This window comes from Rhizobium sp. Nf11,1, assembly GCF_050587665.1.
Lineage (GTDB): Bacteria > Pseudomonadota > Alphaproteobacteria > Rhizobiales > Rhizobiaceae > Rhizobium.
The window spans coordinates 72,137-87,411 of record NZ_JBOBHU010000001.1; the positions used below are offsets into that span (position 1 = coordinate 72,137).

General features: G+C 59.4%; 20 protein-coding genes and 1 tRNA gene. 10 read left to right on the top strand and 11 right to left on the bottom strand.

The genetic code is table 11. The annotated features are described in order from the left end of the window. The first annotated feature begins 75 nt into the window (after positions 1-75). The 4 genes from infA (at position 76) to ACQ7C1_RS00385 (ending at position 1,553) form a co-directional block, all read left to right on the top strand. Positions 76-294: a translation initiation factor IF-1 gene (gene infA, locus ACQ7C1_RS00370; protein WP_003545338.1), complete on the top strand. Its 219-nt coding sequence runs from the start codon at positions 76-78 to the stop codon at positions 292-294. A 36-nt stretch (positions 295-330) separates the two neighbouring features. Beyond that, positions 331-951: a Maf-like protein gene (locus tag ACQ7C1_RS00375; protein WP_085776877.1), complete on the top strand. Its 621-nt coding sequence runs from the start codon at positions 331-333 to the stop codon at positions 949-951. A gap of 133 nt (positions 952-1,084) precedes the next feature. Further along, entirely contained in the window at positions 1,085-1,297 is a 213-nt protein-coding gene (gene yacG / locus ACQ7C1_RS00380) for a DNA gyrase inhibitor YacG (protein WP_085776878.1), read from the top strand. 180 nt (positions 1,298-1,477) lie between these two features. Beyond that, positions 1,478-1,553, top strand: a tRNA-Phe gene (locus tag ACQ7C1_RS00385). A 453-nt stretch (positions 1,554-2,006) separates the two neighbouring features. Here ACQ7C1_RS00385 and ACQ7C1_RS00390 read toward each other — a convergent pair. The 10 genes from ACQ7C1_RS00390 to ACQ7C1_RS00435 all read right to left on the bottom strand — a co-directional run bounded on the left by ACQ7C1_RS00390 (position 2,007) and on the right by ACQ7C1_RS00435 (position 9,945). After that, complete coding sequence (locus ACQ7C1_RS00390; protein WP_430956910.1) at positions 2,007-2,555, bottom strand: DUF1643 domain-containing protein; 549 nt, start codon at positions 2,553-2,555, stop codon at positions 2,007-2,009. After that, positions 2,552-2,704 carry a hypothetical protein gene (locus ACQ7C1_RS00395; RefSeq protein ID WP_430956911.1) on the bottom strand — a complete coding sequence of 51 codons (153 nt, stop codon included), beginning with the start codon at positions 2,702-2,704 and terminating at the stop codon, positions 2,552-2,554. The genes ACQ7C1_RS00390 and ACQ7C1_RS00395 overlap by 4 nt, the downstream gene beginning before the upstream one ends. 67 nt (positions 2,705-2,771) lie before the next feature. Continuing rightward, positions 2,772-3,713 (bottom strand): acyltransferase family protein, encoded by a 942-nt coding sequence (locus tag ACQ7C1_RS00400; RefSeq protein ID WP_430956912.1) that lies wholly within the window; start codon positions 3,711-3,713, stop codon positions 2,772-2,774. Positions 3,714-3,772: 59 nt separating this feature from the next. After that, entirely contained in the window at positions 3,773-4,456 is a 684-nt protein-coding gene (locus ACQ7C1_RS00405; protein WP_176536332.1) for a methyltransferase family protein, read from the bottom strand. A 113-nt stretch (positions 4,457-4,569) separates the two neighbouring features. Beyond that, the gene (locus tag ACQ7C1_RS00410) at positions 4,570-5,103 is read right to left on the bottom strand and encodes a hypothetical protein (protein WP_430956913.1); all 534 of its coding nucleotides are present in this window, start codon (positions 5,101-5,103) and stop codon (positions 4,570-4,572) included. A gap of 340 nt (positions 5,104-5,443) precedes the next feature. Then, the gene (locus ACQ7C1_RS00415) at positions 5,444-6,265 is read right to left on the bottom strand and encodes a hypothetical protein (RefSeq protein ID WP_430956914.1); all 822 of its coding nucleotides are present in this window, start codon (positions 6,263-6,265) and stop codon (positions 5,444-5,446) included. Between the two features lie 286 nt (positions 6,266-6,551). After that, a complete protein-coding gene (gene nhaA, locus ACQ7C1_RS00420; RefSeq protein ID WP_430956915.1) occupies positions 6,552-7,733 on the bottom strand; it encodes a Na+/H+ antiporter NhaA in 1,182 nt (393 codons plus the stop codon). Positions 7,734-7,921: 188 nt separating this feature from the next. Next, a complete protein-coding gene (locus ACQ7C1_RS00425; protein WP_430956916.1) occupies positions 7,922-8,542 on the bottom strand; it encodes a YceI family protein in 621 nt (206 codons plus the stop codon). A gap of 38 nt (positions 8,543-8,580) precedes the next feature. Further along, positions 8,581-9,426: an arylamine N-acetyltransferase family protein gene (locus ACQ7C1_RS00430; RefSeq protein WP_430956917.1), complete on the bottom strand. Its 846-nt coding sequence runs from the start codon at positions 9,424-9,426 to the stop codon at positions 8,581-8,583. 57 nt (positions 9,427-9,483) lie between these two features. Next, positions 9,484-9,945, bottom strand: coding sequence for a cupin domain-containing protein (locus ACQ7C1_RS00435; RefSeq protein WP_430956918.1), 462 nt, complete (start codon positions 9,943-9,945; stop codon positions 9,484-9,486). A 99-nt stretch (positions 9,946-10,044) separates the two neighbouring features. Between ACQ7C1_RS00435 and ACQ7C1_RS00440 the strand changes: the two genes are divergently transcribed. The 6 genes from ACQ7C1_RS00440 to ACQ7C1_RS00465 all read left to right on the top strand — a co-directional run bounded on the left by ACQ7C1_RS00440 (position 10,045) and on the right by ACQ7C1_RS00465 (position 14,003). Then, the gene (locus tag ACQ7C1_RS00440) at positions 10,045-10,938 is read left to right on the top strand and encodes a LysR family transcriptional regulator (protein ID WP_430956919.1); all 894 of its coding nucleotides are present in this window, start codon (positions 10,045-10,047) and stop codon (positions 10,936-10,938) included. A gap of 84 nt (positions 10,939-11,022) precedes the next feature. Continuing rightward, positions 11,023-11,253 (top strand): hypothetical protein, encoded by a 231-nt coding sequence (locus ACQ7C1_RS00445; RefSeq protein ID WP_430956920.1) that lies wholly within the window; start codon positions 11,023-11,025, stop codon positions 11,251-11,253. Positions 11,254-11,494: 241 nt separating this feature from the next. Next, entirely contained in the window at positions 11,495-11,782 is a 288-nt protein-coding gene (locus ACQ7C1_RS00450) for a BufA1 family periplasmic bufferin-type metallophore (protein ID WP_085776890.1), read from the top strand. Between the two features lie 60 nt (positions 11,783-11,842). Next, positions 11,843-12,730: an MNIO family bufferin maturase gene (gene bufB / locus ACQ7C1_RS00455; RefSeq protein WP_430956921.1), complete on the top strand. Its 888-nt coding sequence runs from the start codon at positions 11,843-11,845 to the stop codon at positions 12,728-12,730. 2 nt (positions 12,731-12,732) lie between these two features. Beyond that, complete coding sequence (locus ACQ7C1_RS00460) at positions 12,733-13,509, top strand: DNA-binding domain-containing protein (RefSeq protein ID WP_430956922.1); 777 nt, start codon at positions 12,733-12,735, stop codon at positions 13,507-13,509. Then, a complete protein-coding gene (locus ACQ7C1_RS00465) occupies positions 13,506-14,003 on the top strand; it encodes a DoxX family protein (RefSeq protein WP_430956923.1) in 498 nt (165 codons plus the stop codon). Before ACQ7C1_RS00460 ends, ACQ7C1_RS00465 begins: the two co-directional genes overlap by 4 nt. A 244-nt stretch (positions 14,004-14,247) precedes the next feature. On the opposite strand, the gene ACQ7C1_RS00470 is transcribed toward ACQ7C1_RS00465, so the two are convergent. Then, on the bottom strand, positions 14,248-15,216 hold the full coding sequence (locus ACQ7C1_RS00470) for an ABC transporter transmembrane domain-containing protein (protein WP_430956924.1): 969 nt from the start codon (positions 15,214-15,216) through the stop codon (positions 14,248-14,250). Positions 15,217-15,275 lie beyond the last annotated feature (59 nt).

The window sequence follows — 15,275 nt, forward strand, 5'->3', positions numbered from 1 at the left end:
ATTGTGTAGTTTCCGCCCAAATTTTAAAGGCGCGCTCTGCGCTGCCTCTGCAACACACAGGAAGAAAACCACTATATGCCGAAAGAAGAAGTCCTCGAATTCCCGGGAATCGTCACCGAACTTCTGCCGAATGCGACGTTTCGCGTGAAGCTTGAAAACGAACACGAGATCATCGCCCATACCGCTGGCCGCATGCGCAAGAACCGCATCCGCGTTCTGGCGGGCGACAAGGTGCTTGTGGAAATGACGCCCTACGATCTGACCAAGGGCCGCATCACCTATCGTTTCAAGTAAGTCTGCCCGCTCCCGTCCGCCGATGGTCGAGGTTTCATGGCGCTGAAATACAAGCTCATTCTGGCCTCGGGCTCGCCCCGTCGCGTCGACCTGCTCAACCAGGCCGGCATCGAGCCTTCGCGCCTGATGCCGATGGATATCGACGAGACGCCGAAGAAGTCGGAGCACCCGCGTTCGCTCGCCCGAAGGCTGTCGGCCGAGAAGGCCGAGGCCGCACTTGCCGCCATCAAGGGTGATATCACCTGGAAGGGCAGCTATATCCTCTCCGCCGATACGGTGGTCGCCGTGGGTCGGCGCATTCTCGGCAAGGCTGAATTCGCCGACGAGGCGCTGAGTTCGCTGCACCTCCTCTCGGGACGCAACCATCTCGTCTATACCGGCGTTTGCCTGGTGACGCCCGAACGCAAGATCCGCCAGAAGATCGTCGAGACCAAGGTGCGCTTCAAGCGGCTGTCCGGCTTCGAGATCGAGAACTACCTGGCCTCCGGCCAGTGGCGCGGCAAGGCGGGCGCCTACGGCATCCAGGGTCTCGCCGGCACCTTCGTGCAGAAGATGGTGGGCTCCTACACCAATGTCGTCGGCCTGCCGCTTTATGAAACCATTCTGCTTCTGACCGGCGAGGGCTTCGATGTGCATAGCCGGTGGCCGGAGGGCTGACCGACGGCCGACGCTTAAAGCGCGTCACGATCTCTCAGATCTCCGTGTCGCCCTTTAAGGCTTTGTTTTTATTCATGTTGCAGTCGCAAAGCCGCTGACACTTTTGCGCGCCATGCTATAGGACGGACCGATCATGCCCGAAGACAAGAAAGCCGCCGCCAAGGTCGAACCGCTGCGCAAGACGCGCCCTTGCCCGGAATGCGGCAAACCATCGAACCGCGAACATTACCCCTTCTGCTCCAACCGCTGCCGCGAGCTCGATCTCTCCCGCTGGCTGACCGGCTCTTATGCCATTCCGGTGGCCGACGACGAAACGAAAGCCGATTATCCTGACGAGGAAAACTAGGAGATTTCCTCTCCGAAGTTCTTATTTTTCCACATGAATCCGCAAAACCGGCAAGACCGTCAAAAAAGAGTCATTTGACGCTTGCCATGGCCGAACAAGATGCTATAACCCCGCTCGCTTCCGGGGCGAACCAAGGCCCCGCGGTTCTTTTCATCAAGAACACCGTAGCGAAGCGGGTTGGCCCAGGTAGCTCAGTTGGTAGAGCAGCGGATTGAAAATCCGCGTGTCGGTGGTTCGATTCCGCCCCTGGGCACCATCACGATAATCAGCATTGATACTGTTTGATTTTCCAGCCTCAGTGTCCTGATATTATGCATGAACGAAAATCTCCGGACACATTTGTTCACGCTGCATGCCGAATTTAGCTCTCGTCATCGCCCTTCGAAACCAGCTCGATCGCACCTTTCGCAAGCCGCCTCTGATTGGCGGCTTTAGGCTCTGGAGATTGCATTGCCGCGCGGGCCGCAGACCCTTCGGGCTGGACGCCAACACCTACTGCGACAAGACCGCTCCAATCTATTGGCGTGAATTAGGGAATGAATTGCGCCCCGAGGGATGCGCCGATCAGGACGCTGCTTACTGGCCATGACGACCCCTCAATTGTGAAATGCGAGCGGGGCTTCCGGCAATCGCTCCACGAACATGTTTCCACAAACCACAAACGTCCGCCCGCGGCCGTTTGTCGAGGTTATCGGATGTCCGCTGCTCATCACGCGACCTCCATCGCTCTCTGGAATATGACCGGCTGCTGGTCGCGCGGAATGCGGTGTTGGCCGCGCGCCATCGGGTGTTTGGGGAAGCCGTCTTTTGTCAGGCCAAGGCAGATGATGTCGACGAGCTGCTGGCGGGCGCGGTGCTTGAACCACGTGTCACGGCTGAGGTAATCGCCACCATTGCCCCATGCTGCCAGCACCGGCGTGTTCTGGTGACGGGCAATGATAAGGGCGTGATCGATGAAGTTGTCGCAGCGCGGACCGATCGAGTCCTTAGCCTTCATCATTTCCTTCGGGGATGGCGAGCGCCAGGCGTGAAGGTTGACGATCAGAATGCCGCCATAGCCCCAGAGCTTGGCAAACCAGATGAGCACGAGCACCGTCGGGTCATTGCGTCGGTGATCGGCGTCGGAGGGGTTGAGCATGCAAACGACGAGGATGGGCTTGCCCGCATCCCAAACGCGGCGCAGCTCGTCACGGTAGAAGGTGCAGTCGGAGATGGCAGCGCTCATCCGCATCTCGGTTTTGAAGAGATCGAGGCTCATCGGCGCTGCTTCCCAGTGATGACGAAGAGGGTGCCGCTCTGCATGTTCAGCTGGACCGGATCGCCGCGTCCGATGCGGGTGAAGATCGCCTCGAGGTCGCCCTCGGCGGTATCCGCAGCTGAGCGATACTGAAGCACCGACTTGTACAATGCGCTTAACACCTATCTGACAGCGATCGCCCCGTAACTACGCCGCGGGGCAATCGGTTGAATAGTCTCAGGAGCGGCTTTTCGACCTTCTCGTGAATGCGCCAGCAGAACAGCAGGGAGACCGCGACACCGATCGCGATGATGATATCGGGCGGCAAGGGATAGAAATCCACAGCGTCAGCAGTGCCGAAATCGGGACGGTGTGAAAGAGATAGAGCGTGTAGGAGGCCTCTCCGAGGTAAGCCCAGACGCTCTTTCCGACATTGATCTGCATCGTGCCGAAAACGATCAATCCGGCAGGAATGCCATAAACTGCCACGCGCTGCATAGCATCCTGACCGATCAGGAAGTCCAGCGTATCGCCGTGGGGTGCCATGCCGAGCGAGCCGGCGGCGAGAATTGCGATTGCGCCAACCGGTATGCCCCATCTCGCGCCTTTGACTGCCGGCGCGTACACCAAGGCGACACCTATCATGAATTCGAGGATGATGGGGTTGCCGAGGAATTGGAACACCGGCGCTGTCGATCGGAACGTCAGCGACACCGCGAAGATCCCGAGGATCGCCGGCAAGTAACGCCGGTCGAGGAGGACAAGCGTCGCCGCCCCATAGAAGAGCATTTCGAAACAGAGCGTCCATGCGGCAGGCAGGACGGGCGCTGCCATCTGATCCAACGCCGGCCACAGGGTTAGCGTCGCGATTGTCTCCCGCCAGCCGAAGCCGGATTTTGCGGCGATGAATGCTGCCGGGATAGATGCGAGATAGTACATCGGGAGAATGCGACGAATTCGTTTCCACGCGAATTGCTGCCATGTCAGGCCGCGCGCTGTCCGGGTGATGATGACCCCGGAAATGACGAAGAAAATATCGACGCCGGCGGTGCCCGCAACCTGGATCATCGGCGGGAAAATCCCGCTTGATCCGGTGGCTTGGTAGGCCGTCAGCGCCGCATGCAGGTAGACGACCATCAATGCGGCGATGAAACGCAGTACCTGTAGCGACCAGACCATGATTGTCCGTCAACCCCTCGATCACCAAGCCTGGGCGAGAAAAGAGCATTCACAAGCCGTCACGCAGTGGTCGTGGCGCGTTTGCCGCGCATGGGCAGAAACGGAACCACCCTGGGGACGCGCTCGGCATATGATCGGTAGTCTGGAAATGCCGCCCGGAGAACCGTCTCTTCGTTAATCATCCGGCGAAGTTGCAGGCACCAATGCACGATTCCGAGAAATACCGTCCACGGAGAAAAGCTGAACAGGATCATCCCGATAACGAATATCTCCTCGGTCAGATAGAGCGGGTGGCGGACGATAGAATATGGCCCCGTTGTGACCAGAGCTCTTGCACCCGGTGCTATGCTGAAACTGCGGCCGAGGATCGCAAGCATATATGCCGATGAAAGGCAGCCAGTGATCATCAAAACCGTTGCGGCAAGACGCACAGTATCTGGCAATACCATTGGCGGCGGCAGGAAGGCGATCAGCAGGAAGAGGAAGGTGCCTGCCATTGCCGTCAGGTATGGTTCAACGCCGCGCGCAGACCGCACTTGGGGCATTCTCGTTAGGGTCACGACACACATCATGCCGATAAATAAGATCGCAGCGATCTCAGCTATTAGGAATACGACGCCCCTGGACGGATAGTCGCCGGTCGTCATCATCCGTGTGATCTTCGTCCACACACCTAGTATTGAATAGGAGCAGATTCCAATACGGCCGATAATGTCTGCAATAATCAAGTGTCGATTGCTCATTGGTACCCCCGCGTTGTTTGAACGCATCTTCGCACGGTTGCGAGAAATGGCAATCGCAACTGATTAAATCGGTAAATACCAACTATTGGGGATGTGACTTACACCGGCGTCCGTCAATGCAAGGACACGCGATGCTCCAGCAGCCGATCAATGCAGGCCCGGATCCGGATGCCTCGGATGATTTCGGCATGAGTAGAAAGGCACGCGAGGGCGGCCAGGATGATCAACGCGGTTCCGAGGAGCGCGGTAGGCAACGGCAGTGACCAGTCGACATAACCGGGGAGTGACGTCCCGATGCGACCTGCTTCAGCTGTGCTTGCAGCCGCATTGGCAAGCACCAAACCGATCAGCGCAATATGAGCATGAACGAAGCGTGCCCTAAGAAACCGTTTCGGATGAAAAGAAAGATAGACGCCGAAAATCGCCATCGATGCAAACGCCGCGAGAAGCTCCCACGCTCCCATCCCCGCCACGCTAAGTAACATAAGGGGTAGGCGCAACACCGGCAGCAAAGTCAGGTAAAGCGCCCAAGCAAACGGGCGTGATGGATACATCGCCAGCAGTAGCATGCTGGCGGCAAATATTGCGCCGATGGCATAGACCAAAGCAGGTCCGAGACGAACAACAGTCAGAACCAAGACACGCATTCGCTTTTCTCCTTCGGCAGGCATCGTGGTTCTGGGCAGAATATTCGCAGCTGCTTGAGCAGGGCTTGCCGCTCGATCGGCGCCCGCATGAATGACTCCGGCTGCGGAGATTTGCAATCTTCTACAAAACTTATCCACCTTAACGAGGCGATTTCATGGACATCGACGACACGCCGCTGCGGCCGTCGCCGTCCGCGGCGTTCGGAACCTGATCGCGGCTTAACCTCAGCCACGCGGGCACCCTAGCATATCACATGAAGCGTGTAGGTCCGGGCAGGGCGGCCGAGACTATCTGTGCCGTTCTTCAAAAACATTCGCCGGCGCGATCACAGGCACGCATCTACTCGATACTCGCCAAAACCTCGGAGATAACCGAGAATTTCGTGGCCTGCCAGCGTCTGTAGTCGAGGACGAATCGCGCGGAAATCCAGCAATCTCCGCTCATTTGGGTAGCCTGCCATCCCAGCAATCCTTGAGTTCGCGCGGCCGCCAGCAATCTGCTGGCATGACTGCGGGAAATGACATATTCGGCTGCGGTCAATTGAGCGGAGACATCGCCCACCCAGGTTCGTTCACCTACGACCGGTGCCAGTGGCACACGCGACATGAGGTCGTGCAATATGTTGCTTCCGGATTCGGACCTCACGAACAGCGCAATGCTTTCGGGCGGGCTGTACCAATCCGGATGGTTAAACAGTCGACGTGCAATACGCGGCTGAGCGCGATACAGAATTGTCTCATCCGCTTCCGACCACCGACAGCGATCTCCCGCATCCATGCCGTCGAGCGAACGAAGGTGCCCCTCGAACCATTGCCGGATCAAGGCTTCAGCATAGGCGCTCGCTTGTAACGGTTTGGCGCGCCGATCCGTCGTCTCCACCGGCTCGAATAATTTGTAATACGCCATCTCCTTCATATGCGAGACGACGGTGTTGTGGCTGGCGATGTGGTTCTCAACGAGAAACTTTGCGAGGTTGGAAGCGGTCAAAGGGGGGCAGGACGGGTTGAGTTTCCGCTCAAAATGCAACGCCAATGCCGCCTGGCTGAGCAGCCACTTCTGCAGATCGGCCACATAACGCACTATTCTGGGAGCTCTGCGATGAATTGCCAGTAACTCGGATGCGGATTCGCGCAGAGCTGCAGCAAAGGAGGCGTGCGCCATGAGATCTTCAACACTGTAGCTGCGGCATCTATTCTGCAGTGAGGTTGAACGTAAAGGTACCGACATTTAAAACCGAAGTGTAATCGATGCTGGCTCGGGATAATAAAATAGCGAATAGACAAAAGTCACGGCTAGGCCAGCGACGGGCCGACCTTATCCAAAATTTGCGCACAATTCGAGCAGGCTTTTCTTGTAGATGTTTGATTCCAAAACGGGACGTCTCTTCCGGCCGAAACAAAGGACGCCATCGGCCGGGTTCTTCATGGAGACCTGCAGCCCCGCTCTCTCAGGATCGGCGATTGAATGTTGCGAGCATCGCCGCGCCGACCAGACCGGACAGCAGAGACCCCAGCAGGATACCCATCTTCACATGGTCCTGGACGTCGGGATCGTTGAATGCAAGCAGCCCGATGAAAAGGCTCATGGTGAAGCCTATGCCGCAGAGGGCGGCCACACCGGTCATCTGCCCCCAGCTCGCCTTTGCCGGGAGGTCGGTGAGACCGAGTTTGACGAGCAGGAAGACGGTGCCGAGAACGCCGACCAGTTTTCCAAGCAACAGGCCTGCCGCTACGCCGAGCGTCAATGGCTCCGTCAGCGTGGCTGCCGAGACGCCGGAGAAGGAGACACCGGCATTGGCGAAGCCGAAGATCGGAACGACGATGAAGGCAACGGGTTTGTAGAGGACGTGCTCGAGATGGTGCAACGGCGACTGGTCGTGGCTTGCTTCGGGTGTTCCTGGCGTCACCTTCAGCGGAATCGCAAGAGCGAGAAGAACGCCGGCCAGTGTTGCGTGGATGCCGGATGCGAAGACGAGCACCCAGAGCACGGCGCCGAGCAGCAGATACGGCCAGAGCTTCAGAATACGGGCACGGTTCATGCCGTAAAGCGCCCCGAGCACCGCCGCGGCCCCGGCAAGCGCCAGAAGATTGAGATCGTTGGTGTAGAACAGCGCAATCACCACGACCGCCCCCAGGTCGTCGATGATCGCCAGTGCCGCTAGGAAGATCTTCAACGAGGCAGGCACGCGCGGGCCGAACAGCGAGATGACGCCGAGCGCGAACGCGATGTCCGTCGCCGTCGGTATCGCCCAGCCACGCAGGGCGGCCGGGTTTTCCCGGTTGAACAAGATATAGAAGAGGGCGGGGAACAGCATGCCTCCCAGTGCCGCCGCACCCGGCAGAATGCGGCGGCTCCAGCTGGAGAGTTGGCCGTCCAGCATTTCGCGCTTGATCTCGAGCCCGACGAGGAGAAAGAACAGCGCCATCAGCGCGTCATTGATCCAGTGCAGCAGGCTGAGCGGCCCCAGATAGATGTGAAGAGCGTGGAAGTAACCCTCTGCAAGCGGTGAGTTCGCCGTCACGATTGCCGCCAAGGCGACTGCCATCAACACGAGACCGCCCGACGCTTCGCTATCGAGGAACTGGCGAAGGGTGGATCGGATGAGACCTGGAGAGATAGGCTGCGACACCGGTCAGCGCTCCCTGTGTTTTGGAAGGTTGATCTTCAGTCTCCGTCGATTTCGGGAAAGCCCGCGGCGCACGCAGCACACGCCATCGTGTGCAAGATAAAGGGGTCGCGTCGCCATTTCCAGCGAAATCGGCTCCGATCCACCGCAGGCGGCGCAGGTCCGGTTGGACCTGCCGCTCGCCTTGCTTCTCACTGGAATGAGTAATCAGCCGGCACCATCTGCGTTTCTATCGCGAAGGTGACGATGTCGCCGAGTTCGGGGATTGCAAAATCCAGCCCCCAATCGCTGCGACGGATGCTGCCGGTCGCCGAGAAACCGATCTTCGGGACGCCCATCATCGGGTGCTCCGCCATCGAGCCGTTGAAGGTGACGTCGAGTTTTGCCGGGTGCGTCTCGCCGCGCAAGGTCAGGAGGCCTTCGACGGTGCCGGTCTTCTCGCCCGTCACATGGATTGCCCTGGAAACGAAGGTGATCCGCTTGGCTGCAAGGAAGCTCTCGTCTCCGCCGATCTCCGCATCGAAGTTGACCTTGTCAGGCCATGGATAATCGGTGCGGACCGAAAGCGGATCGATGGTGACCAAAAGCGTGGAGGCTTCAGGTTTTTCGGGCTTCCAGTCGAGCCGCGCATCGACCCCGGTAAAGCGCGCGGTGTAGTGGGACAGGCCGGAATGGTCGAATGACCAATTGAAGCTCGAATGCGAGGGATCGGTCTTGTAGGCCCCACCCGGCGCAGGATCGGTTGCGGTGGCAAGGGCAGCGAAGGTCGTGCTCAAGGTAAGAGCAAGGGCGAGTGCAGTTGTGCGAAGCATTGATGGTTCCTCGGATGGGAAATGATGAGGTTGTCTGCTCAAGCAGCCTTGTCGCGGCGGATCGTCTGGAGGCGCTCCCAGACGCGGTCGGACCGGGGAATGTCGAGATCGAAGACTGTCTCGAACGTGTCGCCGAGATGGGCGGCGCTCGTAATGGGCTCCTCGCTGAGGCCGTTCGCCGTCACGCGGCGCAGACGGTCGTTCTGGAGGGCGACGTAGCCGTCCGCCGTATGCCGCAACACCGCGAGCGCATTGGTGAAAGGAGAACCGGGATCTTGCATCAGCCAGCCATGTGTTGCGGCCATCGCGGCTTCGTCGCTGTGGTCGAGCCGGAAATCGAAGCTTTTCGCGATGCCGAGAACATGATTATTGAAACGCAGCCAGCTCCCGTCGGCCGGCATGATGGAGAAATCGAAGCCGCGTTGGCTGATCGGCCCGGCCACAAGCGGCACCGGCTCGATGATGGCGTCCGCTATGCCGACCTCGGCGAGATAGGGACGGTCGAGATCGACACGCAGCGTCAGATGATTGCCGATGGCGATGTCGCCAAGCTTCTCCCGGTCCACCGCGCCGCAAAGGCGCGTCACACGGAAGCCCAGTGCAGCAAGCGCGGCGCCGAAGAGGCCGTTCATCTCATAACACCAGCCGCCGCGCCGCCTCTCGACCATCTTGGCGAATGCCGCAGCCGGGCTGACCGCGGAGGGCCATCCCATGAAAGCGTCCAACGCCTCCCATGTGAAACTCAGGAGATGGGCGCGATGCAAGTCGGACAAGCTGTCGATATCTAGGCGGGATGGCCGCTCGACGCCTATCCGGGCCAGATAGGCATCGAGCTGCGGGGCTGTCAGGGGCATTGCGTTTTCGTTCGAAGGTGCATGTGTCATCGTTCGGTCTCCTTTCAAGTGGACCGTTGCTCATTATCGAGACGTGGTTGCGTTGGTTCAGGCGACCTTGCGATCGTCCTCGGGTGGGAAGGTCAGGCCGAAGCCCCTGGCGATCGAGGCGATCTGCTCGGGCGTTTCCGGCTTGCAGAGTTCGACGATCGGAAAGAAGCTTTCGAACCCGCCCGGCGTGACGACGACCATGAGGCGGCCCTCCGTCTGCCCCACATTGCGGAACCGGTGCGGCACACCGCGCGGCAAGGCGATAGAGCCGCCTTCCGTGAGTTCGACATAATCGCCGGCGCACCAGAAGCCGAAGCGGCCGGAAAGAACGCGGAACAACTCGTCCTCGCGCTCATGCACGTGCAGTGGCGGACCTTCGCCAGGCAGCACGCATGCTTCGAACAGGCCGAGCGAACCGCCTGTGTTGGCGGCCATTATGCGGATGACATGCCTGCCGAATGCCCTTGCCAGCGTCCCACACCCGGACGGCGAGACCGCAGCTTGGGTGAATGTCGTCATGTCGGGTCTCCTTTGCTTGAGTACACCCCACCGATTACTTTGCGCCCTCTCCCATGATAAGAGGGATAAACCGACATCATTGTATGGATAATTGCACTCATGAGAACGCTTGATCCGCTAGACGGGATTGCCGCATTTCTTACGGTTTCCACGCATCTGAGCTTCACGAAGGCGGCCGAGGAACTGAGCATGGCGCGGGCGACGGTCGGCGCCCAAGTCAGGCAACTCGAGGATCGCCTCGGTATCCGCCTCTTTCAAAGATCGACGCGCAAGATCGCTCTGACGGAGGCCGGGGCCGCCTACAGGCAAGCGCTTTCGGGAATCCTGCCGCAGATAAGAGAGGCCGAACGGGCCGCAATATCGTTTCAGAAGGAGGCTGTCGGGCGATTGCGGGTGTCGGCGCCCCCCGACCTCGGGCACCTCGTGATCGTGCCGGCAGTTTCGGAGTTCCTCAAGCTCAATCCGGCTGTGTCCGTCGAACTCGACCTGTCACATCGGCCGGTGAACTTGGTCGAGGATGGCTTCGACCTTGCAATTCGAGGCCGCCTTGAGGTCGATATCAATCTCATCACCCGACAACTGGCGACGTCGTCAATCGTGATTTCCGCTTCACCGGCCTATATTGCCGAACACGGGGTGCCAATGACGCCGCATGACCTCGCTCAGCACGCCTGCCTCCACTTCGCCGAACTAAGATGGGGGCGGATTTGGCCGTTCAGCAGGGATGGTGAGGAGTTTCGCATTCCCATCGTGCCTCGCCTGGAACTTAATCATAGTCTTGGTCTTCGCGACGCCGCCGTGCTGGGACTCGGCATCGTCCTTCTGCCCGACTTTATCGTCGGGGAAGACCTCAGGCAGGGCCGATTGGTCCGTCTTCTCCCCGATTGGGATATCAGTACGATACAGTTACAAGCAGTCTATCCTGCCAATCGCCATATCGCGGTAAAGGTCCGACGTTTCGTCTCGTTCCTGGCAGGCAAACTGCGACCATAGACGAGGTCCCAATCGGATGAATCGCGGGCGGCGAAGGAGTGATCAGGGCTGCGGCAGCAGGTGGACAGACGATCAAGGCCAGTCATGAGCCGTGTGCGCCGATTGGGCGCTTTCCCGCATTTGCCGATGGCGATGACGGCCGGCGCACGCATGCCGGAGATCAAGGACAATCTCGAGACCCGGCTCTTGCTGTTGCGCCGTCGGCTCGAAGAAAAGCAGGCGCCCATCCGCCTCGCCCGCGTCGGCAGGGGCCGTGTCAGGCTGGAGGCGGAAGGACCGCTGGTCCTTGAAGCCGTCACAGGTGAATACCCATAAGCTCAGTTTCCCCATTTTCAGCACGGACGAGTTCGAGCTTCGACATCTCATCCAAAGACATGCGTGAGGGGCCGTTTGCAGTGCCGGCTCCAACATTGTGTCATCGCCCGCAGCAGGCGTCTTTGAAAAGGCCGATCACCAATTCGTGTTCGTCGTGGCTGTAACAAGCGGGATCGTCGGCTCGAAAGAGGGATTACGCGGCCGATGATCGGTACGCGGACCTTTCAAGAGGAGATCATCCATGAACCGTTCCACTCTGACCCTTGCCCTCGCAGGCTCGCTTGCCACTGCGATTTCATCCGCTGCCTTCGCCGCACCGCTGCCGGCGGAGAAAATGGTGGGCAAGGAGAAATGCTATGGCATCGCGCTCAAGGGTCACAATGATTGTGCCGCCGGTGCCGGCACGACCTGCGCAGGTACGTCGACGATGGATTATCAGGGGAACGCCTGGAAGGCAGTCCCAGCCGGCACCTGCACCAGCATGAATGTCAAGGGGCACATGGGTAAGCTCGAGCCGACCAAAGGCTGACCCTAAAGGGAGGCCCGATGCTCGGGCCTCCATCTTTTCTCGCCAAACCGGGAGAATGCGATGACTGCTTCGACAACCCGACCTGTCCTGCTGCCTGCACGGGGCGGCCTCGGCCTAAAGCCCGAGCATTATGAGACTATTCTGGCCGATCTGCCGGATGTCGGCTTCTTTGAGGTCCATGCCGAGAACTACATGGGCGCAGGTGGGCCGCCGCATCGCTATCTCCAGGCCATCACGGAACACTATCCGCTGTCGCTGCACGGTGTCGGTTTGTCGATCGGCTCGCCGCGTGGGCTCGACAAGGCGCATCTGAATCGACTTCGCAGCTTGATCGACCGCTATCGGCCGCAGAGCTTTTCCGAACATCTGGCCTGGTCGACGCATGAAACGGGATTTCTCAACGATTTGTTGCCGCTACCCTACACGGAAGAAACGCTGGCACGCGTCGTCGACCATGTCGATGAAACGCAACAGGCGCTCGGGCGACAATTGCTGCTGGAAAACCCTTCCACCTATATACTGTTCGCCGACAGTACGATCGATGAAGTGGATTTTCTCGGGGCGATCGCGCAGCGGACGGGCTGTGGCCTTCTGCTCGACGTCAACAATGTGATGGTCTCGGCGGTGAACCACCGGCTCGATGCCGCCACCTATATAGATCGTTTTCCGGTCGAGCTCGTCGGCGAGATTCACCTTGCCGGCTACGACGAAACCGTCGACTCCACCGGCGACCGGCTGCTGATCGACGCGCACGCGACGGCAGTGAAGAGCGATGTATTGGCGCTCTACGCACATACCCTCGCGCGCACCGGCGCACTCCCGACGCTGATTGAATGGGACAATAATGTTCCGGATTTCGCCACACTGTATTCAGAGGCGAAACGCGCGGATGCGATGCTCGCCGCCGAAACGTTTCGCCGCGGCGGGCGCCGGACCCGGGCGGCGTAACGATGGATTTCGCAACCCGCCAAACTGCCTTCGCCGATGCCTTGCTGCATGCCGAGCGGCCGGTGCCCGACGGCGTCATCAACGCACGCGGCAAACCCGACACGGTGCGGTTTGCCGTCTACCGCAATAATGTGTTCGTCGGGCTCACAAAGGCATTAGCGCAACGCTTTGCGGTGACGGAGAGGCTCGTTGGTTCGGAATTCTTTCTGGCCATGGCGCGCGCCTATGCCCAGGATCACAAGCCGTGCTCACCGCTGATCATGCAATATGGCGACGATTTCCCGGATTTCATCGCAGCTTTTGAACCTGCAAGAGCGCTTGCTTACCTGCCCGATATCGCCCGGCTCGAGGCGGCCTGGACAGACGCTTACCACGCCGCCGACAGCGCGCCTCTCGATCTTGCGGCATTCAAAGCCGTGACGCCGGAGATGCTTTCGGACTTGCGGCTCGTCCCGCACCCATCGGCGCACCTGATCCAGTCGATTTTTCCGGTTGGTTCGATCTGGAGCGCACATCAAGAGGAGATGGTTTCGCCGGTCTTCGATTGGCGTGGGCAAGCGGTCCTCGTCGCACGACCGGAAATGTCGGTCAATGTTCATGTCCTGCCACCGCGGGACGCCATCTTTGCAGCCGCCTTGTTCAACGCCGCCACTCTTGGCGAGGCGGCAAAGGCGGCATTTGCAGCTGCCCCCGGATTCGATTTCGGAACGGCGCTGGTCGGTCTTGTCGGTCTCGGCGCGTTCAGCGCCCTTCAACAGTATAAAGGAAACTCCACATGAAAACCGAAGTGGCCCCTTCGCACGGCTTTGGTGCTGCCGCTGCCTCCTTCGTCACACGCGCTGAAGCGCTGCTCGCTTCCGTTCCCAAGTCGTTGCCGCTGCTGGCATTGCGTTTTGCGCTGGCTATTCCTTTCTTCAAGTCGGGGCTGACGAAATGGGACGGCTTCCTGACGCTTTCATCGGGCGCACGATATCTTTTCGAGGAGGAGTTCAAGCTTCATATCTTCGGTAGCGCAGTTGCCTACCCGTTTCCTCTGACGATGGCGACGGCCGCCGGAATTGGAGAATTGGTCCTGCCAATTCTGCTGATCCTCGGCCTGGCCACACGCTTTGCTGCTCTCGGTCTGCTGCTGATGACGGCGATTATCCAGCTCACCATCCCGGATGGCTGGGCGAATTTTCATTTGCCCTGGGCGGCAATGGCGCTGGCATTGGTTGTCTTCGGCGGAGGCAAGATCGCGGTTGATCCGTTTGTCTTGCAGCGCCGCAAATGATTTAGCGTTCGCCACATATCCATATGTGTTTTGACATATCCATGTCGATTGGCGGCCAATTCACTCCGATCCTGAACGCTAAAGTGTCGATATCGCTCAGGACCAGCTCGGCGAAGGACGCCCACCAACACTCTGCTTCCGTTTGGCACCCCGGCTGGTCTGCTCAAGGCATGTCAAAGCGCAACTTCGAGCAGCACGACGCTTTGCGCCGGACGGGAAAGATGCTGCCGTAGTGCTGCCCGTTTCACGCCTCAAGGGCGTCAGCCGCTGCCGTATCCTCGACCATCTCCTGCAATCTTGCGGCAGTACTTGCATCACGGATCATGGCATACTTCACCTGCGTGACCCTCAGGTCGCGATACCAGTCGACAAGTTCTCCCCACGGGTCTCGGATTTTGGAGAGGCCGGAGATAAAGGCGACGACGGTTCCGATTTCAGTCCGACCGGTGACGACATAATAGCCGCCCAAGGCGAAGATGCCGGCATAACCCAGCTGAGTCATCAGGTTCATCATGAAATTCATCGTGAATTTAATCCTGTAGACGCTCATGTTCAGCGAGAAGAGCCTCTCAACCCGATCATCCTGGGCATCGAGCGCATCATTGGTGACAACGTGCTGGACCATGCTCTGGCTGACATGGCGCATGACGGTGATCTTGGTTTCGACGCGGCGGTTGATGGCGGACTGCATCAGCGGCACGAAGCCGATCTGCGGAAGGAAGACGACGGCGACGGCAAGGGCCATCAGGGGCTGCAGGAAGATCAAATAGCCGCCGACGGCGACAAGAATGCCGGCCTGCAACAGCGGTTCCGAGATGCTGGTCCCGACAAAACCGCCGACCGGTTCGGCTTCGGCGATGATGATCGACAGCTGCACGCCTTCGGCGATCGCATCGAGAGGACCCTCGGCCGAGCGTTCCGAGGTAGCAAGCGCCGACTTACGCAGCCAGCGGACCGCGACCTCGCCGATCCAGCCACGATAGATGTTGAGCATCAGCTTGGTCAGGCCTTCCAGCAGGACGAGGCCGAGATAGGCAAGAACGAGAATCAGAATGGCCTGATAGGGGGTGCCGTTTGTGGCCGCATTGATGATGCGCCTCTGGACCTCCAGCGGCGCGGTGCCGGCGAGGAAGAGAACGATCGAAAGGGCCGCGATCGCGATCTGGTGATGGCGCCCAATTAGGAACACGAATCCGAACAGACTTCTCGGCATTTCAGCGTCATGGCCTCGTATTTGTGCTTCAGAATAGCCGGCGAGGCACCGCGCGACGG

Excerpts from the sequence above, each read along its gene's own strand:
- infA (WP_003545338.1), top strand. The coding sequence starts at position 76 with ATGCCGAAAGAAGAAGTCCTCGAATTCCCGGGAATCGTCACCGAACTT.
- ACQ7C1_RS00375 (WP_085776877.1), top strand. The coding sequence starts at position 331 with ATGGCGCTGAAATACAAGCTCATTCTGGCCTCGGGCTCGCCCCGTCGC.
- yacG (WP_085776878.1), top strand. The coding sequence starts at position 1,085 with ATGCCCGAAGACAAGAAAGCCGCCGCCAAGGTCGAACCGCTGCGCAAG.
- ACQ7C1_RS00390 (WP_430956910.1), bottom strand. The coding sequence starts at position 2,555 with ATGAGCCTCGATCTCTTCAAAACCGAGATGCGGATGAGCGCTGCCATC.
- ACQ7C1_RS00400 (WP_430956912.1), bottom strand. The coding sequence starts at position 3,713 with ATGGTCTGGTCGCTACAGGTACTGCGTTTCATCGCCGCATTGATGGTC.
- ACQ7C1_RS00405 (WP_176536332.1), bottom strand. The coding sequence starts at position 4,456 with ATGAGCAATCGACACTTGATTATTGCAGACATTATCGGCCGTATTGGA.
- ACQ7C1_RS00410 (WP_430956913.1), bottom strand. The coding sequence starts at position 5,103 with ATGCGTGTCTTGGTTCTGACTGTTGTTCGTCTCGGACCTGCTTTGGTC.
- ACQ7C1_RS00415 (WP_430956914.1), bottom strand. The coding sequence starts at position 6,265 with ATGGCGCACGCCTCCTTTGCTGCAGCTCTGCGCGAATCCGCATCCGAG.
- ACQ7C1_RS00425 (WP_430956916.1), bottom strand. The coding sequence starts at position 8,542 with ATGCTTCGCACAACTGCACTCGCCCTTGCTCTTACCTTGAGCACGACC.
- ACQ7C1_RS00430 (WP_430956917.1), bottom strand. The coding sequence starts at position 9,426 with ATGACACATGCACCTTCGAACGAAAACGCAATGCCCCTGACAGCCCCG.
- ACQ7C1_RS00435 (WP_430956918.1), bottom strand. The coding sequence starts at position 9,945 with ATGACGACATTCACCCAAGCTGCGGTCTCGCCGTCCGGGTGTGGGACG.
- ACQ7C1_RS00440 (WP_430956919.1), top strand. The coding sequence starts at position 10,045 with ATGAGAACGCTTGATCCGCTAGACGGGATTGCCGCATTTCTTACGGTT.
- ACQ7C1_RS00445 (WP_430956920.1), top strand. The coding sequence starts at position 11,023 with ATGAGCCGTGTGCGCCGATTGGGCGCTTTCCCGCATTTGCCGATGGCG.
- ACQ7C1_RS00450 (WP_085776890.1), top strand. The coding sequence starts at position 11,495 with ATGAACCGTTCCACTCTGACCCTTGCCCTCGCAGGCTCGCTTGCCACT.
- bufB (WP_430956921.1), top strand. The coding sequence starts at position 11,843 with ATGACTGCTTCGACAACCCGACCTGTCCTGCTGCCTGCACGGGGCGGC.
- ACQ7C1_RS00460 (WP_430956922.1), top strand. The coding sequence starts at position 12,733 with ATGGATTTCGCAACCCGCCAAACTGCCTTCGCCGATGCCTTGCTGCAT.
- ACQ7C1_RS00465 (WP_430956923.1), top strand. The coding sequence starts at position 13,506 with ATGAAAACCGAAGTGGCCCCTTCGCACGGCTTTGGTGCTGCCGCTGCC.
- ACQ7C1_RS00470 (WP_430956924.1), bottom strand. The coding sequence starts at position 15,216 with ATGCCGAGAAGTCTGTTCGGATTCGTGTTCCTAATTGGGCGCCATCAC.